20 protein-coding genes are annotated in these 23,084 nt (G+C 51.8%); 10 read left to right on the top strand and 10 right to left on the bottom strand.

The window, feature by feature from the left end:
• Positions 1–325 precede the first annotated feature (325 nt).
• Together ACR9YC_RS01070 and ACR9YC_RS01075 are read right to left on the bottom strand one after the other, a co-directional pair.
• Positions 326–4,003 (bottom strand): autotransporter domain-containing protein, encoded by a 3,678-nt coding sequence (locus ACR9YC_RS01070; RefSeq protein ID WP_438728854.1) that lies wholly within the window; start codon positions 4,001–4,003, stop codon positions 326–328.
• A gap of 256 nt (positions 4,004–4,259) precedes the next feature.
• Complete coding sequence (locus tag ACR9YC_RS01075) at positions 4,260–4,814, bottom strand: TMEM165/GDT1 family protein (RefSeq protein ID WP_438728856.1); 555 nt, start codon at positions 4,812–4,814, stop codon at positions 4,260–4,262.
• A 272-nt stretch (positions 4,815–5,086) separates the two neighbouring features.
• Here ACR9YC_RS01075 and rpmG point away from each other — a divergent pair, with 272 nt between their 5' ends.
• The 10 genes from rpmG to ACR9YC_RS01125 all read left to right on the top strand — a co-directional run bounded on the left by rpmG (position 5,087) and on the right by ACR9YC_RS01125 (position 12,236).
• Positions 5,087–5,254, top strand: coding sequence for a 50S ribosomal protein L33 (rpmG, locus tag ACR9YC_RS01080; RefSeq protein ID WP_010233410.1), 168 nt, complete (start codon positions 5,087–5,089; stop codon positions 5,252–5,254).
• A gap of 165 nt (positions 5,255–5,419) precedes the next feature.
• Positions 5,420–6,067 carry a LolA family protein gene (locus tag ACR9YC_RS01085; RefSeq protein ID WP_438731900.1) on the top strand — a complete coding sequence of 216 codons (648 nt, stop codon included), beginning with the start codon at positions 5,420–5,422 and terminating at the stop codon, positions 6,065–6,067.
• A 220-nt stretch (positions 6,068–6,287) separates the two neighbouring features.
• Positions 6,288–6,821, top strand: coding sequence for a DUF4402 domain-containing protein (locus ACR9YC_RS01090; protein ID WP_438728859.1), 534 nt, complete (start codon positions 6,288–6,290; stop codon positions 6,819–6,821).
• A gap of 108 nt (positions 6,822–6,929) precedes the next feature.
• Positions 6,930–7,142 (top strand): zinc-finger domain-containing protein, encoded by a 213-nt coding sequence (locus tag ACR9YC_RS01095; protein ID WP_438728861.1) that lies wholly within the window; start codon positions 6,930–6,932, stop codon positions 7,140–7,142.
• 82 nt (positions 7,143–7,224) lie between these two features.
• On the top strand, positions 7,225–8,679 hold the full coding sequence (gene tldD, locus ACR9YC_RS01100) for a metalloprotease TldD (RefSeq protein WP_438728863.1): 1,455 nt from the start codon (positions 7,225–7,227) through the stop codon (positions 8,677–8,679).
• Between the two features lie 54 nt (positions 8,680–8,733).
• Positions 8,734–9,324, top strand: coding sequence for a pyridoxamine 5'-phosphate oxidase family protein (locus tag ACR9YC_RS01105; RefSeq protein WP_438728865.1), 591 nt, complete (start codon positions 8,734–8,736; stop codon positions 9,322–9,324).
• Positions 9,321–9,620: a putative signal transducing protein gene (locus ACR9YC_RS01110; protein WP_438728867.1), complete on the top strand. Its 300-nt coding sequence runs from the start codon at positions 9,321–9,323 to the stop codon at positions 9,618–9,620. The genes ACR9YC_RS01105 and ACR9YC_RS01110 overlap by 4 nt, the downstream gene beginning before the upstream one ends.
• Positions 9,617–10,408 carry a patatin-like phospholipase family protein gene (locus tag ACR9YC_RS01115; protein WP_438728869.1) on the top strand — a complete coding sequence of 264 codons (792 nt, stop codon included), beginning with the start codon at positions 9,617–9,619 and terminating at the stop codon, positions 10,406–10,408. The genes ACR9YC_RS01110 and ACR9YC_RS01115 overlap by 4 nt, the downstream gene beginning before the upstream one ends.
• Positions 10,409–10,552: 144 nt before the next feature.
• Positions 10,553–10,891: a P-II family nitrogen regulator gene (locus tag ACR9YC_RS01120; protein ID WP_438728871.1), complete on the top strand. Its 339-nt coding sequence runs from the start codon at positions 10,553–10,555 to the stop codon at positions 10,889–10,891.
• A 19-nt stretch (positions 10,892–10,910) separates the two neighbouring features.
• Positions 10,911–12,236 (top strand): ammonium transporter, encoded by a 1,326-nt coding sequence (locus ACR9YC_RS01125; RefSeq protein ID WP_438728873.1) that lies wholly within the window; start codon positions 10,911–10,913, stop codon positions 12,234–12,236.
• 83 nt (positions 12,237–12,319) lie between these two features.
• On the opposite strand, the gene ACR9YC_RS01130 is transcribed toward ACR9YC_RS01125, so the two are convergent.
• From ACR9YC_RS01130 to ACR9YC_RS01165, 8 genes are all read right to left on the bottom strand, one after another.
• On the bottom strand, positions 12,320–13,930 hold the full coding sequence (locus ACR9YC_RS01130) for a GMC family oxidoreductase (protein WP_438728875.1): 1,611 nt from the start codon (positions 13,928–13,930) through the stop codon (positions 12,320–12,322).
• Between the two features lie 112 nt (positions 13,931–14,042).
• Positions 14,043–14,999 (bottom strand): sterol desaturase family protein, encoded by a 957-nt coding sequence (locus ACR9YC_RS01135; RefSeq protein ID WP_438728877.1) that lies wholly within the window; start codon positions 14,997–14,999, stop codon positions 14,043–14,045.
• Positions 15,000–15,016: 17 nt separating this feature from the next.
• Positions 15,017–15,400, bottom strand: coding sequence for a hypothetical protein (locus tag ACR9YC_RS01140; RefSeq protein ID WP_438728879.1), 384 nt, complete (start codon positions 15,398–15,400; stop codon positions 15,017–15,019).
• Positions 15,401–15,448: 48 nt separating this feature from the next.
• Positions 15,449–15,889 (bottom strand): TIGR01244 family sulfur transferase, encoded by a 441-nt coding sequence (locus ACR9YC_RS01145; protein ID WP_438731903.1) that lies wholly within the window; start codon positions 15,887–15,889, stop codon positions 15,449–15,451.
• Between the two features lie 161 nt (positions 15,890–16,050).
• Positions 16,051–16,341 carry a hypothetical protein gene (locus tag ACR9YC_RS01150; RefSeq protein ID WP_438728881.1) on the bottom strand — a complete coding sequence of 97 codons (291 nt, stop codon included), beginning with the start codon at positions 16,339–16,341 and terminating at the stop codon, positions 16,051–16,053.
• A 100-nt stretch (positions 16,342–16,441) separates the two neighbouring features.
• Entirely contained in the window at positions 16,442–18,208 is a 1,767-nt protein-coding gene (recQ, locus tag ACR9YC_RS01155) for a DNA helicase RecQ (protein ID WP_438731906.1), read from the bottom strand.
• An 11-nt stretch (positions 18,209–18,219) separates the two neighbouring features.
• Positions 18,220–21,102 carry a DUF2339 domain-containing protein gene (locus ACR9YC_RS01160; protein ID WP_438728883.1) on the bottom strand — a complete coding sequence of 961 codons (2,883 nt, stop codon included), beginning with the start codon at positions 21,100–21,102 and terminating at the stop codon, positions 18,220–18,222.
• Positions 21,103–21,219: 117 nt separating this feature from the next.
• Positions 21,220–23,040: an ABCB family ABC transporter ATP-binding protein/permease gene (locus ACR9YC_RS01165; protein WP_438728885.1), complete on the bottom strand. Its 1,821-nt coding sequence runs from the start codon at positions 23,038–23,040 to the stop codon at positions 21,220–21,222.
• Between the last annotated feature and the right edge of the window lie 44 nt (positions 23,041–23,084).

Consider the following 23,084-nt stretch of genomic DNA (forward strand, 5'->3'; position numbering starts at 1 on the left):
GATATTAGAAAAAGGGGAGGGCGATTGCTCTCCCCTTTTTTGTTATGATTATATCGCGTTTATAAAGAATGCGTTTATCATCATGCTGCATGCGGAGGCGCATAGGCGCTTGTTTTATATCGGCACTAGCAGGTTCGCTCGATGTAATGCCATTCCGACTCTTCTTGCATTCTAATATTATCTGCTGTCATTGAACGAAGGTGACTTGGCTATGTGGTGCTAGGGACAATTGGGCTGTCTGGGGTTACTTCAATAATATAATATCAGGTCAAACAAAAAGGGCGCCCCGAAGGAGCGCCCCTAATATTATATGCATAAGATTAGATTAGAATTTGAATCTGATCGAACCTTGGTAAGATTGATTTTGGAAATCATCCCGACCAACGGTGGTTTCAACTGATACTCCTAGAACGATGTTACCTGTGGTAACACTCAGGCCAGCGCCCAATTCCGCCCAGTCACTGTCATCACTAGCAATTGCAAATGGAGCAAATGCGCCCGAGCCACCGGCAAAACCAGCGCCGAAGCTGTTGTCACGATCTTGGAAATCGTGGACATAATCGGCTCTTACCCAAGGTTGTATCTTGCTGCCTGCTTTACCTGTTAAAGTAACGCCGGCACGGCCTTGCAATGTATCAAAGCTATCACGTTGGATGTTCAGAGCAGGTGCACCGCCTGTTTCTGCTACGTCATCAAAATTTACAGTTGCATAGTTGATCGCAGCGCGTGGGATCAAACGAACAGTTTTGGTCTTGATTTCGCCAGAAATTCCAACTTCAGCCGAGAAGGTCAGGCTGTCGTCGCTTGTTGCTAGATCAAAACTGTTGGCACCAACTGCAACGGTACGCGACGTATCTGTCGAGAAGCTACCAATGCTTGCTTGGCCATCAATGATGATACCACCGGTTTTGATGGCGCCATAAACCGTACCTTGGATCAATTCTCCGTCGGCGGTTTGGCCTTGCTGTGATGAACCATCAATATCAGCATAAGCAAGTGAAACACCGATGATGCTGGATTCTGTTGGGAAGTATTCAAGACCCCCGCTGAAGAAATAGCCGTTAAAATTGTCAGGGCCGGTCGTCAGTGCTGATGGCATACCTTGACCTTGACCTTCCAGATAACCGCCAGAGAAGAACAATGCAAAGTTCGAGTCAACACCGGAGTTCGTATTGTTAGAAGCGTTATCCGCCTGAGGTGCAGCTGATGTTGCACTTGCAAAGGCCTGCTGAACAGGAGCACCATTATTGGAAGCTACTGCCAGTTGCAGCGGGTTGGCATTGATGGCAACGCTACCGCCACGCTCATCCGAAAACGCTGTTGCCAGACGATTACGGTTGAAACCCATCAGGCTGTTTACCAACATTTCAGCAATGCTGAGGCGGGTAGTTTCTGTAAATGGAGCCAACCCTTCCAGCGTAGCACCGAGATCTGCCGCATTAGCACCTTCAGTAAAGGTGAAAATGTCAGGCAGTGCGGCCAGACCGTTTGCACGGTTGGCATCTAACAAAGCTGCATAAGATGTTTGAACAGCTGATGTCTGGTCTACAACATCGACATAATCACTGACGTTGAAAACAAGTTGGACACTGAATGAACCATCATCATTGCTAACGGTGTTAAAGGTTGGATCCAGAACCGCGCTGTTGCTGCCAAATCCAGTGGCAAACTCACCATCCAGAGCAGTTTCAGCCGTCAAGATAGTATAAGTATCGCCGTCATTGAACAGGAAGTTGGTCAATGGATTGATCAACACTGTGCCGCCAATAGAAGCTACACCGCTACCAGGCACATCGCTTGCAGTGACCGTAATCAGGTCTGAATTGCCCATATCATCAAGGTCAAGCAAATATGTGCTTGCTGATGCGAGTACCAAATTGCCTTCAAAGTTTAGGGTACCGATGGTACCCATTCCTGCAGGTGAAATTACACCAGCAATATTGGTAGTGAATGGTGTAGCCACTGTACCAGTACCCGTCAGCATTCCAGCGAACAGCGTAAAGTCGCCATTACCACTCAAACGGCCGTCGACATTAATTAAACCACCAGTTTGATTAATGCCTAAGATGCTGTTCAGGCTAGCGTTTTCCGCAATATTCAATCCTGCCGCACCTGTAACAGTCAGATTGTCGATTTCGACCATGCTGCTCAACGTCGTGGTGCCGGCGTTGCTGAGTGTAACATCAAAGAAACGTCCGATAATGCCGCCAGCAACATCGTCTTCGATATTGTCAGGCACGAAACCAGTTGCACCAGGCAGACCGTTATCAATAGTTGCTGGTGGCAATGCCGGCGGGCCTGCATCGTCATCTGGCATCATATCCATGCCATCTTCTTGCGGTTGGACATCGTTGGTTGCGACCAGAGTAAACTGATCAAGATCAACAGATGCTATGTTTGAACCCACATCTGATGAGCCATCGAGATCGGCATCTGCATCAATAGCGGTATTTGTTTCGCCCTCAGGCGCCAAGTCAATCGCTGCATTGATGGCGGTAACCGTTGTACCTTCAGGCGCAAGTTCAAGGCCAGCATTGATTGCGGTTACGGCATCGTCAGCTGCTGCCAGTGCGATGCCATCATATGATGAAGCCGGTGCTGTTGCTGTAGCTGCTTCAGTTTCATCGCGCTGCAAACCAGCAGCTTCCAAGTCAACCGTAGCAATTCCTGATGTGACTGTGGCATCAGCAATGCCAGCTTCTGCATCGGGAGTGGCTGGAGGGGGAGTGGTATCAAATGTCTCACCCGTTGCAAGGTCGGTACAATTGCTCCGACCAAAAACTGCAGTGATAATACCCTCGGCGCAGACTGCGCCGAAATCACCTTCTGTTCCGTTAAGGCCTAGTTCCGGTGTATCTGGAATGCCATTAACGATATTGCCTGCATCATCGATAATCCGGTAGTTCGGGTCAAGCAAACTTACCCAATGGCTCGCATCTTCCCAATCGCCATCGCCTTCAGCAGCGCCAACATAGCGATATGGATTGGTTTCAGCGATAAATTGCCAATAGAGGAATACTGGCTGATAAAAGCTCGTTGTGCCCAATGAGCTAAACGGTACGTTGAGCGAGCGTGAGCCGCCGGAGAGCGTGCCGATCAACAGATCTTCATTAGTGATGGCATTATTTGCCGCATCAAGAATCAGAGGACCGCCTGAGTCACCACCTGCTGTCGTGCCTTCATTAGGCAGTGCAGGATCACGCAGAATGTTGAAATCAGCCCCAGTATTCCCGTCTTGGCTGTCAAAGTCGATCACATAAAGGTTTTGCGGGAGAGTATTGCCGCCAGGTCCAAAGAAAGCGTCGGATTGGCCTAATGCATTATTAATATCATCCAAAGATGCAAAAGCGCCGAGCAGGTTTTCTGCTGCACGACGACGAAAATCAATGCCGTCAACTGCGCCATCAAGAGCATTGCCTGTACCACCAAAACCACTGATGTTGACGTGGTAGCCTGTTCCGCCAGGGCCGGTTGCTCCAGGATTAGGAAGCGGTGAAAAGAGAAGAGCCCAAGTAGGGATGCCGGCAGCTGGTGTATCCAGTGTTGCCAATGCAATATCTGCCTCAATAAAACCTTGGGCGTCAGGGTTTAACAGTGAGCGCGGATCATATTGGATACGCGAGATATTAAATACATTCAATGCCGTATTGGTGGTAAAACCATTGGTAAACCAGTTTTGTAAGCCAGGTAAGGCATTGGCATTGAAAGAGAATGCTGAGGCGATATTAGTGCCGTCAAAATCTGTTTCAGGGCGGTCGTTTACACAGTGTGCCGCGAACAGGACTGTACGTGCATTTATCAGCGAGCCTGTACAAACAGAACCGTCTGAACGGAAAAACTGGCCGATACCATTAACACCGCCCTCATCATCAACAATTGCTTCGCTATCGGTTGTTTCATTAGGAACAATAGCGTTGGCAGGAGATGTTGCCAATATTGTTGCCATAGCAGCAACAGCTGTTCCTGCACGCAACATGCGTGCAGAGTTAGTAATGCTCTTCATTCTCAATTCCCTCCGTGGATTCTCACGGATAGGATTATTATCGGTAAAAGCTGCTCATACAAGCAGCTTGCAGCGATGATTCAGCATTTTTTAACGTTACGCTAATCAAATGTTGCTTAAAAACGACAATATATAACGTCCTCGCAACAACTTTGGCGCCGAGTTTCGGTGTAAATTGCGTCTGATGCAATACAATATGCATATTTAGCATTTTCATGAGGGGAATTCGCAGCGATTCTCGCGAATCGCAATATGCTCAAATTATGCGCCATGCTTTTAGCGCGAAAAATATGCCGCCTATTAAAAAGCCATAGCCGCCGATTTTGCGGATGGTTTTAATGGGCAGCATGCGAGCCAGTTCTTCCTGCCACATAATAGCAGGCAGTAATGCCATCATAACTCCGCACCAACCGCCGACCATGGCGAACTCTGCCGTACCATCACGCGCAGCTGTTGCTCCGATGATAAACTGTCCCTTATCGCCCAGTTGAACGATAAACAGTCCGGCAAATATAGTCAGAAAGGCTCCGCTCGGCCAGTTTTCGAGCAGATCGATAGGGCGGCGCCAAGCCAGCATACCAATGCCAGCAAAGATTAAAGCAAGAGCATAGAATAAGATTCGTGCATCATCATTGATCCACTCACTGACCAATCGGCCAGCATAAGCGGCGAGCACACAATTTATTGCGGTTGCGATAGCGCAGCCCGCGATAAGCGCTGCGCGATTTGGAAATCTGATAGAAAGGGCCGCCACAAGTATCTGTGTGCGGTCGCCTATCTGGGTTAGCGCCGTAAGTAATAAGGTGGACAAAAACACTTCCATAGCGCCGACTATAACGCATATATGCGCTAATATTGTGATAATTTAATCATGCTCGGATAAAGTTTGTGGCTGACTAAGCGCAACGCCAATGTGTTTTGCTCTTGACTTTGTCACCGAAAAGCATATTCAGCGCCGCTGTTATATGGGCGGTTATGCGTCCTTTTTGCTGCAAAATAGCGAGCATTTTCCTGAGTTCCGATTCGGGCTTATATGAAGGTCTATCAAGCAGTGCCATTTGATGAAAATAGGAAGCATGTACCATGGCGAAACCAGCCACCGTCAAAATCAAACTTGTCAGCACAGCTGATACCGGTTTCTATTATGTGACGAAAAAGAACCCTCGGAATATTACGGAAAAAATGACCTTCCGTAAATATGATCCAGTCGTTCGCAAGCATGTCGAATTCAAAGAAGCCAAAATCAAGTAAGCAGATTTAAGGCTTTGTCTCAGCATATCCGGCCTGGTTTGCAGAAAAGGGCCTGAACGCTGCGCGGCTAAACCCAACAAAGTCTTCTTGCCTGTAATGGTTCAGTTGCTATTCAACCCGTAACAATCATGATGAGAGCATGATGATGACGGGATTGAAAATATGATGCATCGCTATATCGCTGGAATATTGCTGAGCGCGATTGTCGCCGCGCCTATTGTAATGATCTCAACCGACCCTGCGGCTGCTCAGGCGAAATCAGGAACTGACCTTGACCGCGTATCCCAGCATTTGCGCGGTATTACTACATTAAAAGCCAATTTTGTTCAGACAGACAGGAACCGTCAGGAGCTGAGCGGGTCCTTATTGCTCAAACAACCGGGCAAAATTCGTTTTCAGTATCAAAAAGACGTGCCCTTGCTGATTGTTGCAGATGGGCGCGCCCTGACCATGATTGATTATGAGGTTCGGCAGGTGCAGCGCTGGCCCATTAAGAACAGCCCTTTAGGCGCATTATTGGATCCGAATCGCGATGTTCGCCGCTATGGCCGGTTAATCTCAACCGGCAACCCCAATGTTATCAGCGTCGAAGTGAAGGACCCAAAAAGGCCGGAATATGGCACTATCACCATGGTGTTTCGCCGCGACGCCAACGCGCCGGCAGGTTTGGAAATGGCTGGTTGGGTAGCTTTGGATTCGAAAAATAACCGCACAACTATCAGCCTGACAGGCCATCGTTATAATCAGCCCGTTGCAGATAGCGCGTTCAAATGGAAAGATCCGCGCCGCAATCGGCGGCCGGGGCGGCGATAACATAAATTTGGACTTATGCTCAAAGCCAGATTTCCCCATTGCGGTCGCAGCAATATGTAAAACGGTGCAAAACATATCTTTTGTGCAACGTCTTCACTTTCTCAAAAGAGTGATTTTTGGAATTTCGTTAGGGAAAGCTGGTTTTTCCCGACAAAGTCTTAATGATCGTTAACCACAGGCTTCAAACTATATTTACGGGTCGCTGCATATATGAAGGCTCATGACCAGCCAGACCATCTTTCATCAGCGCGAATGGCGCGCATTATTTGCTGCTATTTTGGTGGCCATATTGTCCCTGACCTTATCCGGCAAGGCGCGGGCACAAGATACAGCTGATTCTTCCGCTGTTGTTTTGCAGCCATTGGAATTGGTCAATACGACTGATTTGGAATTTGGTAGCCTCATTGCTGGTAATACGGCCGGCACAGTCACCATTAATGCTGCAGATGATGGCCGGACATTGTCTGGCAATCTAGTCGGAGGTTCACAAAATGGTGCGGCAGCCCGCTTTTTGACATTTGGTGGCCCGCTACAGTTTATATTTGTATCGCGCGGCCCCTTACCGGTTTTGACTCGAGATGGCGGCAGTGAGACCATGAATGTTAGCGCATTGACGCTTAATGGTCCTGCATTCCGTTTTCTGGGTGCTGCGGGCGTGCTGGATTTGCGCGTAGGCGGCACGTTGCAAGTTAATGCCGATCAGGCGCCAGGTACCTATCGCGGTACGTTTCAGATCAACGTTACCTATTTTTGATATCAAATTGCATTTTTGGCTATGCTTATCACCCATTAACTGTGGGCGGATGCGTTTTCTCTGCTATTTTCGATTGATGATGCTTCGCTGCATTGCTAATTTGTGCCCATGAATGACAATGTTGAAATAGTCCGAACCAATTCGCGGCGCGTGAGCTGCGACGGTGCTACTGATATTCTCGGCGGCGCTGCGCTGGGCCATCCGCGTGTGTGGTTTGAAATTGATGAAAAAGGCTATGCCGAGTGTGGCTATTGTGATCGTCGCTATGTTTTGATCGGTAGCCCTGCCGATGTCGCAGGTCAGGACGCAACTGCGAATTGAGCCAAAACGCGTTTGCCAACAGTCGCAAAAAGTCTTGAGCCTTCTAGATGACATAAGCAGATGACATGACTATGTTAAGGTCATGACTGATACAAAACTCTTCGCGCAAGGCGACCCCAGACAATATATTTATAATACCAATGGCGAAGGGGTCGGACTTGACCCTGACCGCGCGGCAGCCCTGACGGTCCAATCACTTAAGAATTGTGATGATGGCGAACTCTATCTGCAATATCAGGCGAGCGAGAGCTTTGTTTTTGATGATGGCCGTTTGAAAATGGCGGATTATTCCACTGATCGCGGCTTTGGTCTGCGCGGTGTCGCACGGGAAACAACAGGCTTTGCGCATAGCAATGATGTCAGCGAGGCCGGTATCCGGCGTGCCGCGGAAACGCTGAAACTGCTGGAGGCTGGAACACAGCAATCGGCTGCGCCGCGCACCAGCAACCGCAAATATTATGGTGATGCTAACCCACTGGAAGCTGTACCTTTTGAAGATAAGGTGGCGCTATTGGAAAAAATTGACGCTGCAGCGCGGGCGCGTGATCCGCGTGTGGTCCAAGTGTCTGCCAGCCTGTCTGCGGTTTATGACGTTATTGATATCATTCGCGCTGACGGTTTTCGTGCGCAGGACGTGCGGCCTTTGGTGCGTTTGAATGTGAGCATCATTGTCGAATCAAATGGACGCCGAGAGATGGGCAATTTTGGTGTTGGCGGTCGTTATCTTTACGATCGGCTTTTCGCAGAAGATCAATGGAATCGCGCGATTGACGAAGCTCTGGCACAGGCACTGGTGAACCTTGAAAGCGTCGATGCGCCTGCAGGTGAAATGACTGTCTTGCTCGGCCCCGGTTGGCCGGGTGTGCTGTTGCATGAAGCGGTGGGCCATGGTCTGGAAGGCGATTTCAACCGCAAGGGCACCAGCACATTTTCCGGTCGCATGGGTGAGCAGGTCGCTGCCAAGGGCGTTACCGTGGTAGATGATGGCACCATGGATCAGCGGCGCGGTTCGCTGTCTATTGATGATGAGGGCACGCCAACACAGGAAAATGTGTTGATTGAGGACGGCATATTGACCGGCTATATGCAGGATAGGCTTAATGCACGGCTGATGGGTGTTCCAGCAACCGGGAATGGCCGCCGCGAAAGCTATGCTCATGCGCCGATGCCGCGCATGACCAACACTTTTATGCGCGGGGGCAACGACAACCCTGATGAGCTTTTAAGCCGGGTAAAGAACGGAATTTTTGCCAAGAGCTTTGGCGGCGGGCAAGTTGATATTGTTTCGGGCAAATTCGTCTTTTCCTGCACTGAGGCTTACAAGATTGAAAATGGTAAGCTGGGCGCACCAATCAAAGGCGCGACATTGATCGGTGATGGCCCGACTGTGATGCAGCGCATCATTGGTATTGGCAATGATATGGCGCTGGATGAAGGCGTTGGCATTTGTGGCAAAGGCGGTCAGTCTGTGCCGGCCGGTGTGGGGCAACCGACTTTGCTGGTTGATGGCATTACTGTCGGAGGAACAGCGGCATAATAGTGTTTGACCCGAACTGATTGCACCCCAGACTGATTGCAGGAGGACGCGCTGATGGCTGAATTTTTCGACACATTGAATGATAAGCATATGGCTATGATCGCCAAGCAGCCGCTTTTCTTCGTTGCTACAGCGCATAAAGATGGTCGCATAAACCTCTCTCCTAAAGGCTATGATGTATTCCGCATTTTGTCGCCTGATCGTGTGGCCTATCTTGATCTGGGCGGATCAGGCAATGAAACCCATGCGCATTTGATTGCGGATGGACGCATAACTTTGATGTTTTGTAATTTTGAAAACCCCGCATTGATTTTGCGCATCTATGGCCATGGCCGACCAGTCTTGCCAAAAGACAATGCATGGGATGTGCTTGCCAAAAATTTCACTTTGCTTCCCGGAACCAGACAGATTTTCGATATCACCGTGGAGAGCGTGCAAACCAGCTGTGGCTGGGGCGTGCCGCATATGCGTGTGGAAAAAGAGCGGCATACGTTGCAAAAAGCCCATAGCCAGTTGGATGAAGCCCAATGGCTGGCCAAAGTCTCAGGCCGCACACACTCTATAGATGGTTTGCCCGTCACACCAACGGATCAATATTTCGGGCCAGTTCAGGCAGAAGATAATGAAGAAGGCACAAAGCAATGAGTCTGGTCACCGTCGCTGAATATGCCAGCCATGTTGAGGCTGATCTGGCGCGACTCAAACTGTTCGGAGAGGGTATTGATGCGCACATAATGGATGCAGGGATGGCAAGTCTTGGCCTTGGCTTTATGACGCCTGCCCGCCTGATGGTGTTGCGCGAGGATGAGTCTCAGGCGCGTGATATATTGGCGTTATATTCCGCCGAACTGGAAGAATTGCATCGCCGCCAGATTGTCGATGATGACGATGAAAATGCACCATGGCGGCAAGGTACGCCGCCGGAAGGCGCACCATCATGAAAATCAGTCTTGCTCTGGGTGGCGGTGCCGGGCTGGGTTGGGCGCATATTGGCGTACTTCACGCGTTTAAAGAACAGAATATTGAGATTGCCGCTATCGCTGGAACATCTATCGGCGCGATTGTCGGGGCCTGTTATGCGGCGGACAAGATGGAGGAGCTGGAAGAAATTGCCAGATCAACCAATGTCTTGGCGATGCTGCGCTATATTGACCCACATTGGCGACGCGGCGGGTTAATAGGTGGCAAGCGTATTGAAGGCAGGTTAGCGGAGTATCTGGGCGATTTGGAGTTTAAAGACCTCTCCATTCCATTTTTGGCGATTAGCGCTGATCTTGTCACTGGAGAGACGGTGGAGATTGGCGAAGGGTCATTAATTCCTGCGATTCGCGCGTCCATGTCATTGCCGGGCATCTTTCCGCCCGTTGCACGGGGTGAACAATTGCTTGTTGATGGCGGAGCGGCGCAGCCCGTGCCGGTCTCTGCTGCACGCTCATTGGCTCCCAACCTGCCTTGCGTGGCGGCCAGCCTGCAAAATGATTATGTTAACAGAGCACGTGCTGCAGGAATTGCTGCAGCGCACAATAATAGTCCGAGCAGTGTAGCCGTGACAAAGGCCAGCATAGGGCTTTCGCTTTCTAATTTGGCCAAATATGCGCTTGCGCTTGATCCGCCGGACGTCCTTTTGCCCCTGCGTGTAGGGCATATTGATATTCAGGACTTCACGAAAGCCGATGAATTGATACGAATCGGCTATGAAGACGCACAAAACTTGCTTGAAAAACTCTGATTTGTGCGTCGCAGCAATAAAATTGCTTAAAACTCACTGAAATTGTTGCACCGCAATAAAATCTTTGCTTAACTTGATGCTTCATTAGCTGCAGGGGCACGATGCGAATCGATGTGCCGGGCGTAAATCGGGGAAGGCAACAGCATGAAATATATTATTGCTGTCATTAAGCCGCACAAGCTGGAAGAGGTGCGTGAAGCGCTCTCTGCCATCGGTGTGGCAGGGATGACTGTAACAGAGGTTAAGGGATTTGGTCGCCAGAAAGGGCAGACCGAAATCTATCGCGGGGCGGAATACACCATTAACATGGTGCCTAAAGTCAAATTGGAAATAGCCGTTCCTGCTGATCTTGCCGGTCAAGTGGTTGAGACCATTCAGTCGACCGCAGGCAGCGAATCCATTGGCGATGGCAAAATCTTTGTACTGGACCTTGAATCTGCAACCCGCATCCGCACCGGTGAGTCCGGCGACGAAGCGCTATAAGCCGAAAGGGAAAGCAATAATGATAAAAACACTATCAAAAATGGCCGGGCTGGCAGCGCTTGCAGCATTGTCTGTCACGCCTGCTTGGGCACAAGATGCCGCCGCGCCTGTCGTGGATAAGGGCGACACAACTTGGATGATGGTCGCCACTATATTGGTTATGGCCATGATCGTACCTGGCCTGTCGCTCTTTTATGGCGGTCTGGTTCGGACAAAGAATATGCTGTCTGTATTGACCCAGATTATTGCGGTCAGTGCATTGGCGATGATTATCTGGATCCTTTATGGCTATTCCATCACTTTTGGCGGCGATGGCGGCCTGTTCTATGATGATTTTGCGAAGGTGTTTCTGGCCGGTGTCGGCAAAGATAGCCTGGCAGACACATTTAGCGATGGTTTCAAAATCCCGGAATATGTCTTTATCGCGTTCCAGATGACCTTTGCTGCGATCACCATATCGCTGGTTATTGGCGGTCTGGTTGAGCGGATGAAGTTTTCGGCTTTGATGCTCTTTGCCATTATCTGGTTGACCATTGTCTATTTCCCAATCGCACACATGGTGTGGGATGGTGATGGCTATATCTTCAACCAGTGGGAAGCGCTTGATTTTGCTGGCGGTACTGTTGTCCATATCAATGCAGGTATCTCTGCCTTGGTGGGTGCATATTTTGTTGGCAAACGCATGGGCTATCAAAAAGAGATTATGGCTCCGCACTCGCTGACCATGACCTTGATCGGTACCGGATTGCTCTGGGTTGGCTGGTTTGGTTTCAACGCCGGTTCGGCACTGGAAGCCAATGGCGATGCTGCTCTGGCAATGATCAACACTTTTGCAGCGACTGCTGGCGGTGTGTTGTTCTGGATGCTGACTGAGCGGGTATTGGGCGGAAAAGGCTCTTTGCTCGGCGCATGTTCTGGCGCGATTGCCGGTCTGGTTGCGATTACACCAGCTGCGGGCAATAGCGGCCCTGCGGGTGCTATCTTGCTCGGCGGTCTAGCATCAATCATCTGCTGCTTGTTCGTTATGCGTTTGAAGCCGAAAATGGGCTTTGATGACAGTCTCGATGCCTTTGGTATTCACGGCTTGGGCGGTATTGTCGGCTCAATCGGTGTTGCCGTTGTCAACCTTGATGCTCTGGGTGGCCAAGGCGGCGTTGATTATGACTTTGCCGATCAGTTTGTGAAGCAGGTCGTATCGGTTTTGATTGCAATTATCTGGGCCGGTGGCGGTTCTGCGATTGCCTTCTTCATCGTCAAGCTGGTTACTGGCTTACGGGTTACAGAAGAGCAAGAGCGTGAAGGCCTTGACCTCGCCGAACATGGTGAGCGTGCTTATAACTACTGATCCTTATATCAGTACACATAAAGAAAGCCGGGGCAGCAATGCTCCGGTTTTTTTGTGCCAAGTTTGGTGTAATAGGATGCGTTTTATGACCGCAAATCCTCTTTGACGAAATCAGCGCAGCGCTCTCCAATCATGATGGAGGGCGCATTGGTGTTGCCGCTGACGATTTTGGGCATCACGCTGGCATCCGCTACATATAGCCCTTCTAGTCCGCGAAATTTCAGACGCGGCGTTAGCGGGTCATCGTCATTCGGGCCCATGCGGCAGGTGCCGACCGGGTGGTAAACCGTGTCAGACCGTTCGCGGATGATCGCATCCAACACATCATCATTGTCCAGATTGACGGGGTAGCGGTCCTGCGGTTGATAATCGCGCAGTGCCGGCGCATCAAATATGCGGTACATGGTGCGAATACCCGCACGCAAAACCGCCATATCACGCTCATCAGTCAGAAAATTGGGGTCAATTGCCGGTGCAGCTTTGGGGTTTGTGCTGGCCAGCCGGACAGTGCCTTTGCTTTCCGGGCGCAACACGCATGCGTGACAGCTAAAGCCATGGCCTTTGACATTTTCGCGGCCATGATCCTCCAGCATCGCCGGAACGAAATGATATTGAATATCAGGGGAAGGCACATCAGGTGCCGAGCGCGCGAAACCGCCGCTTTCTGCATAAGGTGTGGTCAAAATGCCTGTCCGCCTGCGCCTGTGCTCGACCAGCGCCTTTGCCATGCGCGCTGTTCCTGCAAGAGACGAACCAAAGCTGGCATCACTATCCGGCGTTTCAAAGCTGGCGACATAGTCCAGATGGTCCTGCAAATGCGACCCGATATGCGCATTGTCATGCACGACATTAATGCCATGCTCCTGCAAATGCGCGCCCGGGCCGATGCCGGAAAGTTGCAGAATATGCGGCGTGCCAAAGGCACCTGCGGATAAGATCACCGCTTTGCGTGCGTGCAATGTTTCTTCGCCCAGCAGGTTCTTCAATGTTACACCTATAACGCGGCCTTCCCCTGTTTCTAGCCGCGCCACCAATGCGCCGGTGCGGATATGCAGATTGCTGCGGTTACGGTGCGGCTCAATATAGGCGCGCGCGGCGCTCCAGCGCTCCCCCTTTTTCTGTGTGACCTGGTAGAAGCCATATCCTTCCTGTGTTTCGCCGTTGAAATCATTATTGCGCGGCAGCTGTAACTCTTCTGTGGCTTTGACAAAGGCCTTGCTCAACGGGTTGGACCAATGTTGATCGCTGACAGATAATGGCCCGTCCGCGCCGTGGAAATCATTGCCCCCGCGCTCATTGCTTTCACTGCGTTTGAAATAAGGCAGAACGTCATCATAGGACCATCCAGCACAGCCTTCCCCGCCATCAGATTGCGACGCGGCCCAATTGTCATAATCCCATTTCGATCCGCGAATATACACCATGGCGTTAATCGCACTGGAACCGCCCAGCCCGCGGCCGCGCGGTTGATAGCCAATACGTCCGTTCAACCCTTTTTGCGGGACAGTATCAAAACGCCAATTGGTGTTGTTGGGCAGAAAGGGCAGTAAGCCAGGCGTTTTGACACGCACACCATTATTGCGGCCACCTGCTTCCAGCAAGCATATGGACAGATTGGGGTCTTCGCTCAGGCGCCCTGCAACCGCGCTGCCTGCTGATCCGCCACCAATGACGATAATGTCATATTCCGCCATATTACACTCTCCCGCCTATATATTATCATGCTTATATTGTTATCAGGAGAGTTTAATCAGTCGATTAAATTTGTCCATCATTGTTAGCATGACTGGCCATATTATCTTGAGGCTATTCCGCTGGAGTGACGGTGCTTGCGGGCGTGACAGGTTCGATCCGCTTATTATGTGCATTCTCAGTGAGCCAGCGCGCTTTCAGGCTATCGCTGGTGTCGCGGCTATTGTCATGGGTCCATCCCGGCGGTTTGATCAGATAATTGGCCCGTGCTTTCCAACTCGGTGCCCGTGCGATATCGCTGGCCAGACCAACCCATTCATGAAAAGCGGCCCATAAAATATTGAAGCTGCCTAATTGGCGGACAATGCCATAGCGTATCTCTTCACCATCCGTTTCCGGAGTGAATGTGCCGAACATCCGGTCCCAGAACATAAAGACGCCGGCATAATTGCTGTCCAAATAGCGCGGGTTGGTGGCGTGGTGGACACGGTGATGGCTGGGAGTGTTCAATGCCCATTCGAACCAGCGCGGCATTTTGTCGATGGTTTCGGTATGGATCCAGAATTGATAGACCAGATTAAGGCCTCCGCAAAAAGCCACCATTAACGGGTGGAAACCCAACAGGAACATTGGCAGGCTAATGATAAATCCCGGGGTGAGAAATCCCGTCCATGTCTGGCGCAGCGCAGTAGACAGATTATAATGCTGGCTGCTGTGATGGATGACATGCGCTGCCCACATCCAGCGCATTCTGTGGCCCAGACGGTGCTTCCAATAATAGGCCAGATCATCCAGTACAAAGGCCAGCGGCCATGTCCACCAGACCGCCCACCATTGCGGTCCTGCATCAAAAATGCGAAAGTCATAGGCGATAAAGGCAACGGCCAGATAAAATCCGCCAACCAGACCGCCTGCCACTGTGCTACCCAAGCCCAGCATGAGCGAGGTAAAAGTATCCTGCGGATCATAGCTATCACGTGCCTTGGTCCGCGCTATCCATATCTCGACCAGTATCGCGATGATGAACAGCGGAACGGCTATCTGTGTAGGGCTAGGCAGAGAGATATCCATCGCGTCGCTTTACCTGCTTATAGCAGAGCCAGCAAGCGGTGCTGTCCTTTTACATCGCACTGCATACGCACTCTGCCGAATTGCTTGTCACCGCTACCAATGCACCAGATTGGCCCTTCCTGATGCGCATCAATGGGCTTATTCAGCAACCGGCCTGCAAATTTGGAGCCATGGCGTTTGATCACAACCACTCGCTCCTCGCTATCAATCACCAGTGCAGACTGACCATCTTCTGAAATAATCGCCTCTTGCGCAGTGAAGAAGGGGATGTTTCTCTCTGCCCATGCACATGCCTGTGACCGATTTCCAAGCCGCACTTCGCCTAAGCGCAAACCTCTCACCAATGCCGTCACCGCAAGGATGATGATGAAGGAACCCAGAGTGATGAAAAGTAAGTTCATGGTGCAAAGATTAGCATGTTGCAGTGAACGGTATATGACCGTCTAAGTTTACTCTCCGCTAGCCTGTCCTGCCAATTGGTCCAGTAGGGGGCGGATCATGCTGACATCATAGCCGGCATTGCCAGCCAGACGGGCAATCTCACCCACCGGCATACCATCACGCGCCTGACGCAGCGACCATAGCAATGTGGAGCGTGTGCCCGACCGGCAGAAAGCAAGTGTTTTGCCCTTATCAGCTACATCCAGCGCCTTATCCAACGCATCAATTTGCGGCGCGGAAAAACCGGCATGGGTGACGGGAATGGCGATATAGGTAATGCCCGCTGCCTCAGCCGCCGCCTTAATATCATCGCCCGCAGGCTGGCCCGGCTCTTCATCATCGGGCCGGTTGTTGATAATCAATGTCACGCCCTGCGCCTTGGCCTCGGCGACATCGGCCACGGTAATTTGCGGGGCGACAAGCATATCGTCGGTCAGGGTACGGAACATATTCTCATCCTTATTAGCGGTAGTGATTGCAGGAGCATCAGGTGTTTCAGGGGTTTCTGGTGCAATATTGGACTGGTCAGCATCCGTAGACGTTGAGCAACCAGCCAAAAATAAGGGTGTCACAATGGCTAAAGCGGAAGCCGTAAAAACTTGTGCTATGGTCATGTCTCTATGTCCTCTTCAAATTCACGCAATATTGCGGTGACCTGTTTATCATCCTGATATTGCAATTTCAGTACTGCCAGCTTTTTATCAGTCCCAATGCACGTTTCAGCAATCTGGCTATCGAGAAATGCGTCGCGCGCAGCATCGTCCCCACGTGGCTCGCTGCGGAAATGGTCACAGGCCTGACGCTGGACAATAAAAGACCGCACATCAGCAGGTATATTGGTGTCGAAAGCTACGCCAAAATTATCCGTTTCTGGTCCCTTAGGCGTTGTACAAGCCGCCATGGTGAAACAGACGCATATCGCTATCAAAAATAGTCTGGCACTGTGCATATGGTTTGAGATAGCAAAGTTTTCGCATGATGAGAAATGCAAAACAGAAACCTTAATATTGCCGGATTACCGCCAGAAAAGCATCGCCATAAGCGTCCAGCTTTTTGGCGCCAATGCCGGGCAGTACGGCCAGATCGTTTAAAGAGACGGGGCGAGTGCGCACCATATCGCGCAGCACGCTATCGTGGAAAATGACATAGGGCGGCACATTGCTGGCATCGGCCAGTGCCTTGCGCGTGTCGCGTAGCGCTTCAAACAGCGGGTCGCCGACCGGATTGGGCGTTTGTCCAGCACGCCCGCGGCGCGATTTGCGTTTTGGTGGCTCGGCAATCATCACCTTTTGCTCCCCGCGCAAAACAGGTCGCGCAGCAGCGCCGATTGCCAGCCCGCCATGTTCAGTGCTGGTCAGCATGTCATGCGCCATCAGGCTGCGCATGACGCCGCGCAACAAAGGGGCTTCTTCCGCGCTCATAATCCCGAAAACGGAAAGACGGTTATGGCCGCGCTCCAATATTTTGGGGTCATCGCGGCCAAGCAATACTTTTTCCAAATGTGTGATGCCAAAGCTCTGGCCAGTGCGATAGGCTGCGCTCAACAATTTGCGGGCCAGTTCGGTCACGTCGATCATTTTGGGCGGGTTTTCGCAATTGTCGCAATTGCCGCATATTTGCGCTGGCTGTTCATCAAAATGGCGCAGCAAGATAGCGCGGCGGCATGTGGGCGCTTCCACCAGAGCGGCCAACGTATTGAGCCGTGCGCGTTCGCTCGCCATGCGCTCTTCATCCACTTCGCTGAGCCTTTGGCGGGCCAAGGTAAAGTCACTCGCGCCCCAGAGCATCACTGCTTCGGCAGGGTCCCCATCGCGCCCGGCACGGCCCGTTTCCTGATAATAGGCTTCCAGCGATTTGGGCAATCCGGCATGGATGACAAAGCGCACATCAGGCTTGTCTATCCCCATGCCAAAGGCGATGGTGGCGACCATCACCATATTTTCCGACCGCACAAAATCGGCCTGTGCCGCTGCGCGTTCTTCAGCAGGGCGCCCTGCGTGATAAACACCAACCGGACGACCCGTTTCAGCAATTTGTGCCGCCAGTTTCTCGGTCGCCTTGCGCGTCGGAGCATAGACAATGCCAGCACCTGGATTGCGCGCCAGAACATCGGCAATTTGGCGTGCCGGTGTCTCACGCGGGGCGATGGCATAGCGAATATTGGGCCGGTCAAAACCCGCCAGAATCAAACCATCTTCGGCTATGCCCAATTGCCGCAAAATATCATTGCGTGTCGTGCGGTCGGCAGTTGCGGTCAGCGCCAGACGCGGCACATTGTCAAAGCGGTCAAGCAATGGCCGCAACAAGCGATAATCTGGGCGGAAGTCATGCCCCCATTCAGAGACGCAATGCGCTTCGTCAATGGCAAACAATGCAATATTGGCAGCGCTTAAAAGGTTTTGAAAGCCTGACCCCGTGGCACGTTCGGGCGCGACATATAACAGGTCCAACGAACCATCGCGCAGCCGCTGCGCCGTGGCGGCATTGTCACTATCGGCAGATGTCATGGCCGCCGCGCGGATGCCCAGAGCTGTGGCGGCGCGGATCTGATCATGCATCAGGGCTATGAGCGGGGAAATGACGATGGCCGTGCCTGATCGTGCCAATGCTGGCAGTTGGTAACAGAGTGATTTGCCAGCCCCTGTAGGCATGACTGCCAAAGTATTTTGCCCGTTCAGCAGGCGATCGACCACAGCTTCCTGCCGCCCACGAAAGCCAGAAAAGCCGAATGTCTGGCGCAATATATTGTGCGGATTATCCGCTATCATGGTGGCCATATTTATGCGTCAGCCTGCGCGTCGCGATCGCGTGCCAGCAACCGGCGATAGGCCCAGCCAATCACAATCAAGGCAACGCCCAACCCTAAGAAGGACAGGATACGCAGCACGCCCTCCATAGCTGCTGCATCAATCAAAAAGACCTTTAATGTGACCAGCGTTAATAATGCCAGTCCTGCCTGACGTAAGGTGCGGCTGCTGCTTTGGCCTGATCGCAATATTGCATAACCAATCCATGCAAGAGCAAGCAGCAAGAGCGCGGCAGAATAGAGATAATTCTCTGTCGTTTCCACTGGTGCAAAGGCGATGATCGTGCCGTGAATATATTGCCGTACCGCCACCATCACAGTCAGTATCGACATCAGCAAAGCCGCTCCATAGCTTAACATGGGCCAGTTTTGCAGCAGTCTTATAGCGCTATCTGACGCATCATCATGGGCCAATGTCTGTTTGCTGGTCCACCAGAATAAGATTGTCAGCGCCGCACATAGCAAGACCGCCATATTTGCGAGTGGCCATGCGCCCACGGCCTGCTCACGCAATACGGGGTTGAACATGACCAGATCGAACCAGACAAAACGCACTGCGCTGAGTGCTATCAAGCCCAGTCCTGCAATTTTGCCAAATCCGCGAGCAAATTTCAGCAGTGCTGCACCGCTGGCTGCTATAATCAGCGTAATCAATGCTCGTTCGGTGAAACCCCAGACGATAAAATCTTCCAAACTGGTGATAGCCAAGGGCTGTTTGGCCAATAACAATGCATATAGTGCGGTGAAAACACCGCCGCCTATCGCAAAGGCCATGCGGATGGGGCGCGGCGCATGAAATTGTGGAGCATAGCTTTGCGGGATCAGGGCCGAGGCTAGCATCAGCAAAGCCGGAACTAATATAGGAATGATGAGAGTGGTTGGCAGGGGCAACAGGTCATGCTGAATATAGCCGCCTGCCAATGTCGCAAGATATTGGTCCAGCGCCCCCTCTTGTGAGAGCAGCATTGCCAATATTGCGCCGCCAAAAGGCACAAAGGCTAATGCCATTGTCATCCGGCGTTTTGTGAACTGCCCCCATAAGGCAAGGCCAAAAGCCAATATTACGCCGATAATGGCCAGCCATGTGCCCGGCAATATCTGTATAAGGCCGGTGCCTGTCATGATGACTGTAACGGCTGCTGCTGCCTCGGGCAGAGATATGACGCTGCCCTCATCATATTCGCGGAATTGCCATGCTATCCATGCGCAGGGCAAGGCAAGGATCAAGCCCAGAAACCCGCTATTCACAAAAGCGAGCGGCCCCTGATATTGAAATACTATAAGCTGATAGGCGATCAATATAGGGATAAGCGCCAGCAATCCCCATCGGCCAGCGCCAGCATATTGCACGGATTTGCGCGTCAACCAAGCATGGCTAACCCCAGAAAAGAGCGCAGCATAGCCCAGCGTGATGCCCAGCATTTTCTCCAGCCCGTTGCCGCTATACCAGCCAGCGATGATGGGGAATATAAAGCCAATGGCCGTCAGCGCGGTTAACGGCCATAGCCGGTTGTCGCGCCATGCCAATAATAGCGACAATGCGCCCAAGGCGAAAAGGAACGCCCAGCCGAGCGGCGAAAATTCCATGCGCGGCACCAATATGCACAATTGCACCAGCGCAACAATTTGCGGCAGATAAATGGCGACATCGTCAAAGTTCAGATTGTCGTGCCAGTTGTTTTTGCCCTTCTCTGTTTTAGGGGCAATGTCATTGCTATCCATGCGCAGGGCCGTGACAATTGCAGCCGCCGCCGCAGCGAGAATGAAAAACCCTAATATGGGCAGGCCGTTGAGCGCAGTTCCGATTAGCGTAATCGTCCAGATACCGCCGCCGCCAATGGTCATGAGCAACAGCCATAGCCAGCGCTGCCATAGTGACAGGGCAAATAGGGCGGCCATGAACACACCCAAATAGCTAAGCAATAGCGGTAGGTTGTTGGCGTCCATGCCAGCGACAAAGGGTGCAGAAAAGCCGCCAACCACACCCATGATGGCGGTGGGCGGGCCATGACGCAGCGCTAATGCAAAGGCGAGGGCGCTAATCACCACCACCAATGTAAAGGCAGCGATCAGAGGCAATAATCCATATAGCTCACTCGCCATGTAAAGCGTGGCATAAAGGATCGCGATGCCGGCCCCTGCAAGCGATTGGCCCAGACGTTTATCTTCGTCAAAAGCAAAGCCTATGCGGGGTAATTTACTGCCAAATTGGCTGGCAGCAACAAGTGCCAATCCAAAGAGCGCAGCGGTGATGCTGCGCGCGCGCGGGCCAAACAGCCCAGCTTCAATAGAATAGCGGACCAGAAAAAAGGCCGCAAAAATAAGTGCGATGCCGCCAATCCATATCGGCAATTTGCCACCGATAATATCTTCGATGGACAGGCCTTTGAAATAGCTGTTGTCCTGTGATATATCCGTGGGCTCTTCTGCCTTTTGGGGAGCATGGATAGTGCGCGATGGCGCGTCTTGTGCGGTTTCGGGTACAGCATCTTTCTTCGTCACTTCGGTGCGTTGCGATGCGTCCTTGCTATCACTCGCGGCATAGGCGACCTGTTGCCTGCGCGTGGTAAGATCCTCTGCCGCTGCGCGGCGGCGTGCTGGTCTATCATCATTGTCTGATGCGCTATTGTTGGCCAGCCCATTCTGCGCTTGTGCCTTCGCCTCTTGTTCAGAGGTGCTGCCCTGCTCAACCTTTTGATCGTTTAGCAAATTGTCGATGCGGCGGTTTAGCCAATCAACATTGTTGTGCAATTGGGTGATTTGACCCTTTAAATTGCTGGTACGTGTGAAATTGACGATCAGGAGAACAATAATAGCCACAGGCATTAAAAGCACCAAGGCGATCAGCATCTCCATAATATCTCCCCCTGCACCAACAAGCCAATATGGCGTCTTTATCCAGACTATTAGGCAGAGCTATCACCCTTGGCAATGCTCGGCATGCGGGCCATGAACAGGGATATGGGTGAATTATCAGGCGGTGACACTGTTCTTTTCGGTCTGTTGCCGCGCCCACATTTCTGCATACAGACCCTCTTTGGCGAGCAATTGCCCATGTGTTCCGCTTTCAGCGACCCGCCCTTCGCTAAGCACAATGATGCGATCGGCATGGGTGACGGTCGATAGGCGGTGAGCAATCATCACCGTGGTACGCCGCTCTGCAACGCTGCGCAAAGTGCCCAATATGGCCTGTTCGGTGCGGCTATCCAACGCGCTTGTTGCTTCGTCGAAGATCACGATAGGCGGGTTCTTCACCAATGTCCGTGCAATGGCAACGCGCTGTTTCTCGCCACCTGACAATTTTAGGCCGCGCTCACCAACCTGCGTGTCATAACCTTGTGGCAAAGCCTCAATAAACTTATCAATCGCGGCGCCTTTGGCAGCGCTCACCACATTTGATTGGTCGCTATCACCGCGGCCATAGGCAATATTATAGCCGATACTATCGTTGAACAGCACCGTATCTTGCGGGACAATGCCAATACCGGCGCGCAGACTGGCTTGGGTTACATCGCGCACATCCTGCCCGCCTATTTTTATCGCACCGCTATCAACATCATAAAAGCGGAACAACAGCCGCGCGATGGTGGATTTGCCTGCACCCGAAGGGCCGACTATCGCCAATGTCTCTCCTTGCTTGATGGAGAAGCTGACACCTTTGAGTATCGCTCTATCGGCATCATAGCCGAAATGGACATCGTCAAATTCCAGGCCTGTGTTGGCTAATTGCAGTGGCAGGGCATGGTCAACATCGCGCACTTCGACTTCGGTATCTATCAAACGGAACATGGCTGCCATATCAACCAACCCCTGACGAATGGTGCGATAGACCATGCCGAGCAGATCAAGCGGTCGGAAAAGCTGGAGCAGCAAGGCATTGACGAGCACTAGGTCGCCCACAGACAATTGCCCTTTTGACCAGCCCCATACACTAAAGCCCATGGCGCAGACCATCATGCAATTGGTGATAAAGGACTGGCCGATATTCAGCAGCGCCAGCGAATTTTCCGACTTGATTGCCGCTTTGGCATAGGCATTTGTTGCCATGCTATAGCGCTGATTTTCGCGCTCTTCGGCGGAGAAATATTTCACCGTTTCATAGTTGAGCAGGGAATCCACGGCCTTGGCCATGGTCTCGCTATCGAGATCGTTCATCTCTTTGCGCAGAGCGTTGCGCCATTCTGTGATCTTTTGTGTGAAACGGATATATAGCGTCACCATGACCAAGGTTGCTGCGACCAATGGCCAGCCAAAATTGACTCCGAAAATGATAATGATGGCAGTCAGCTCGATGGCGGTAGGGGCAATATTGAACAGCAGAAAATAGAGCATTGTATCAATACTCTTGGTGCCGCGCTCTATCGTTTTGGTCACCTCGCCGGTTCGGCGCGCCAGATGGAAACGCAAAGACAATTGATGCAGCCGGGCAAAGACATTTTCTGCCAGTCTTTGCGTTGCGCGTTGGCCAACCCGCTCAAACACAAAATTGCGCAAATTGTCAGAACATACCGCGCCAAAACGCGCCAGAGCATAAGCGCCAACAAGCGCCAATACGACAGTCAGCCCTGCCTCAGCATCGCGTGCAGCATCAGGCGCGGTCATGCTATCAACCACGGCCTTATAGGCAAAGGGCATGGACAGAATAAGCGCCTTGCTGACGAGGATCAAACCCAGCGCAATGATGATGCGTATGCGCAGTTCTGGCTCGTCCTTCGGCCAAAGATAGGGCAGAAAGCGGCGAATGGTTGCCCAATCCGCCTTTTCGGCCTCTATGCTGGCATGGTCGGGAGGCATGGCGGTCACATTCCTGCTTCAGATGGGCGCTGTTATGTGCCGCA

Origin of the sequence: Parasphingorhabdus sp. DH2-15, from assembly GCF_051668705.1 — a bacterium.
In the GTDB taxonomy this organism is placed as follows: Bacteria; Pseudomonadota; Alphaproteobacteria; order Sphingomonadales; family Sphingomonadaceae; genus Alterisphingorhabdus.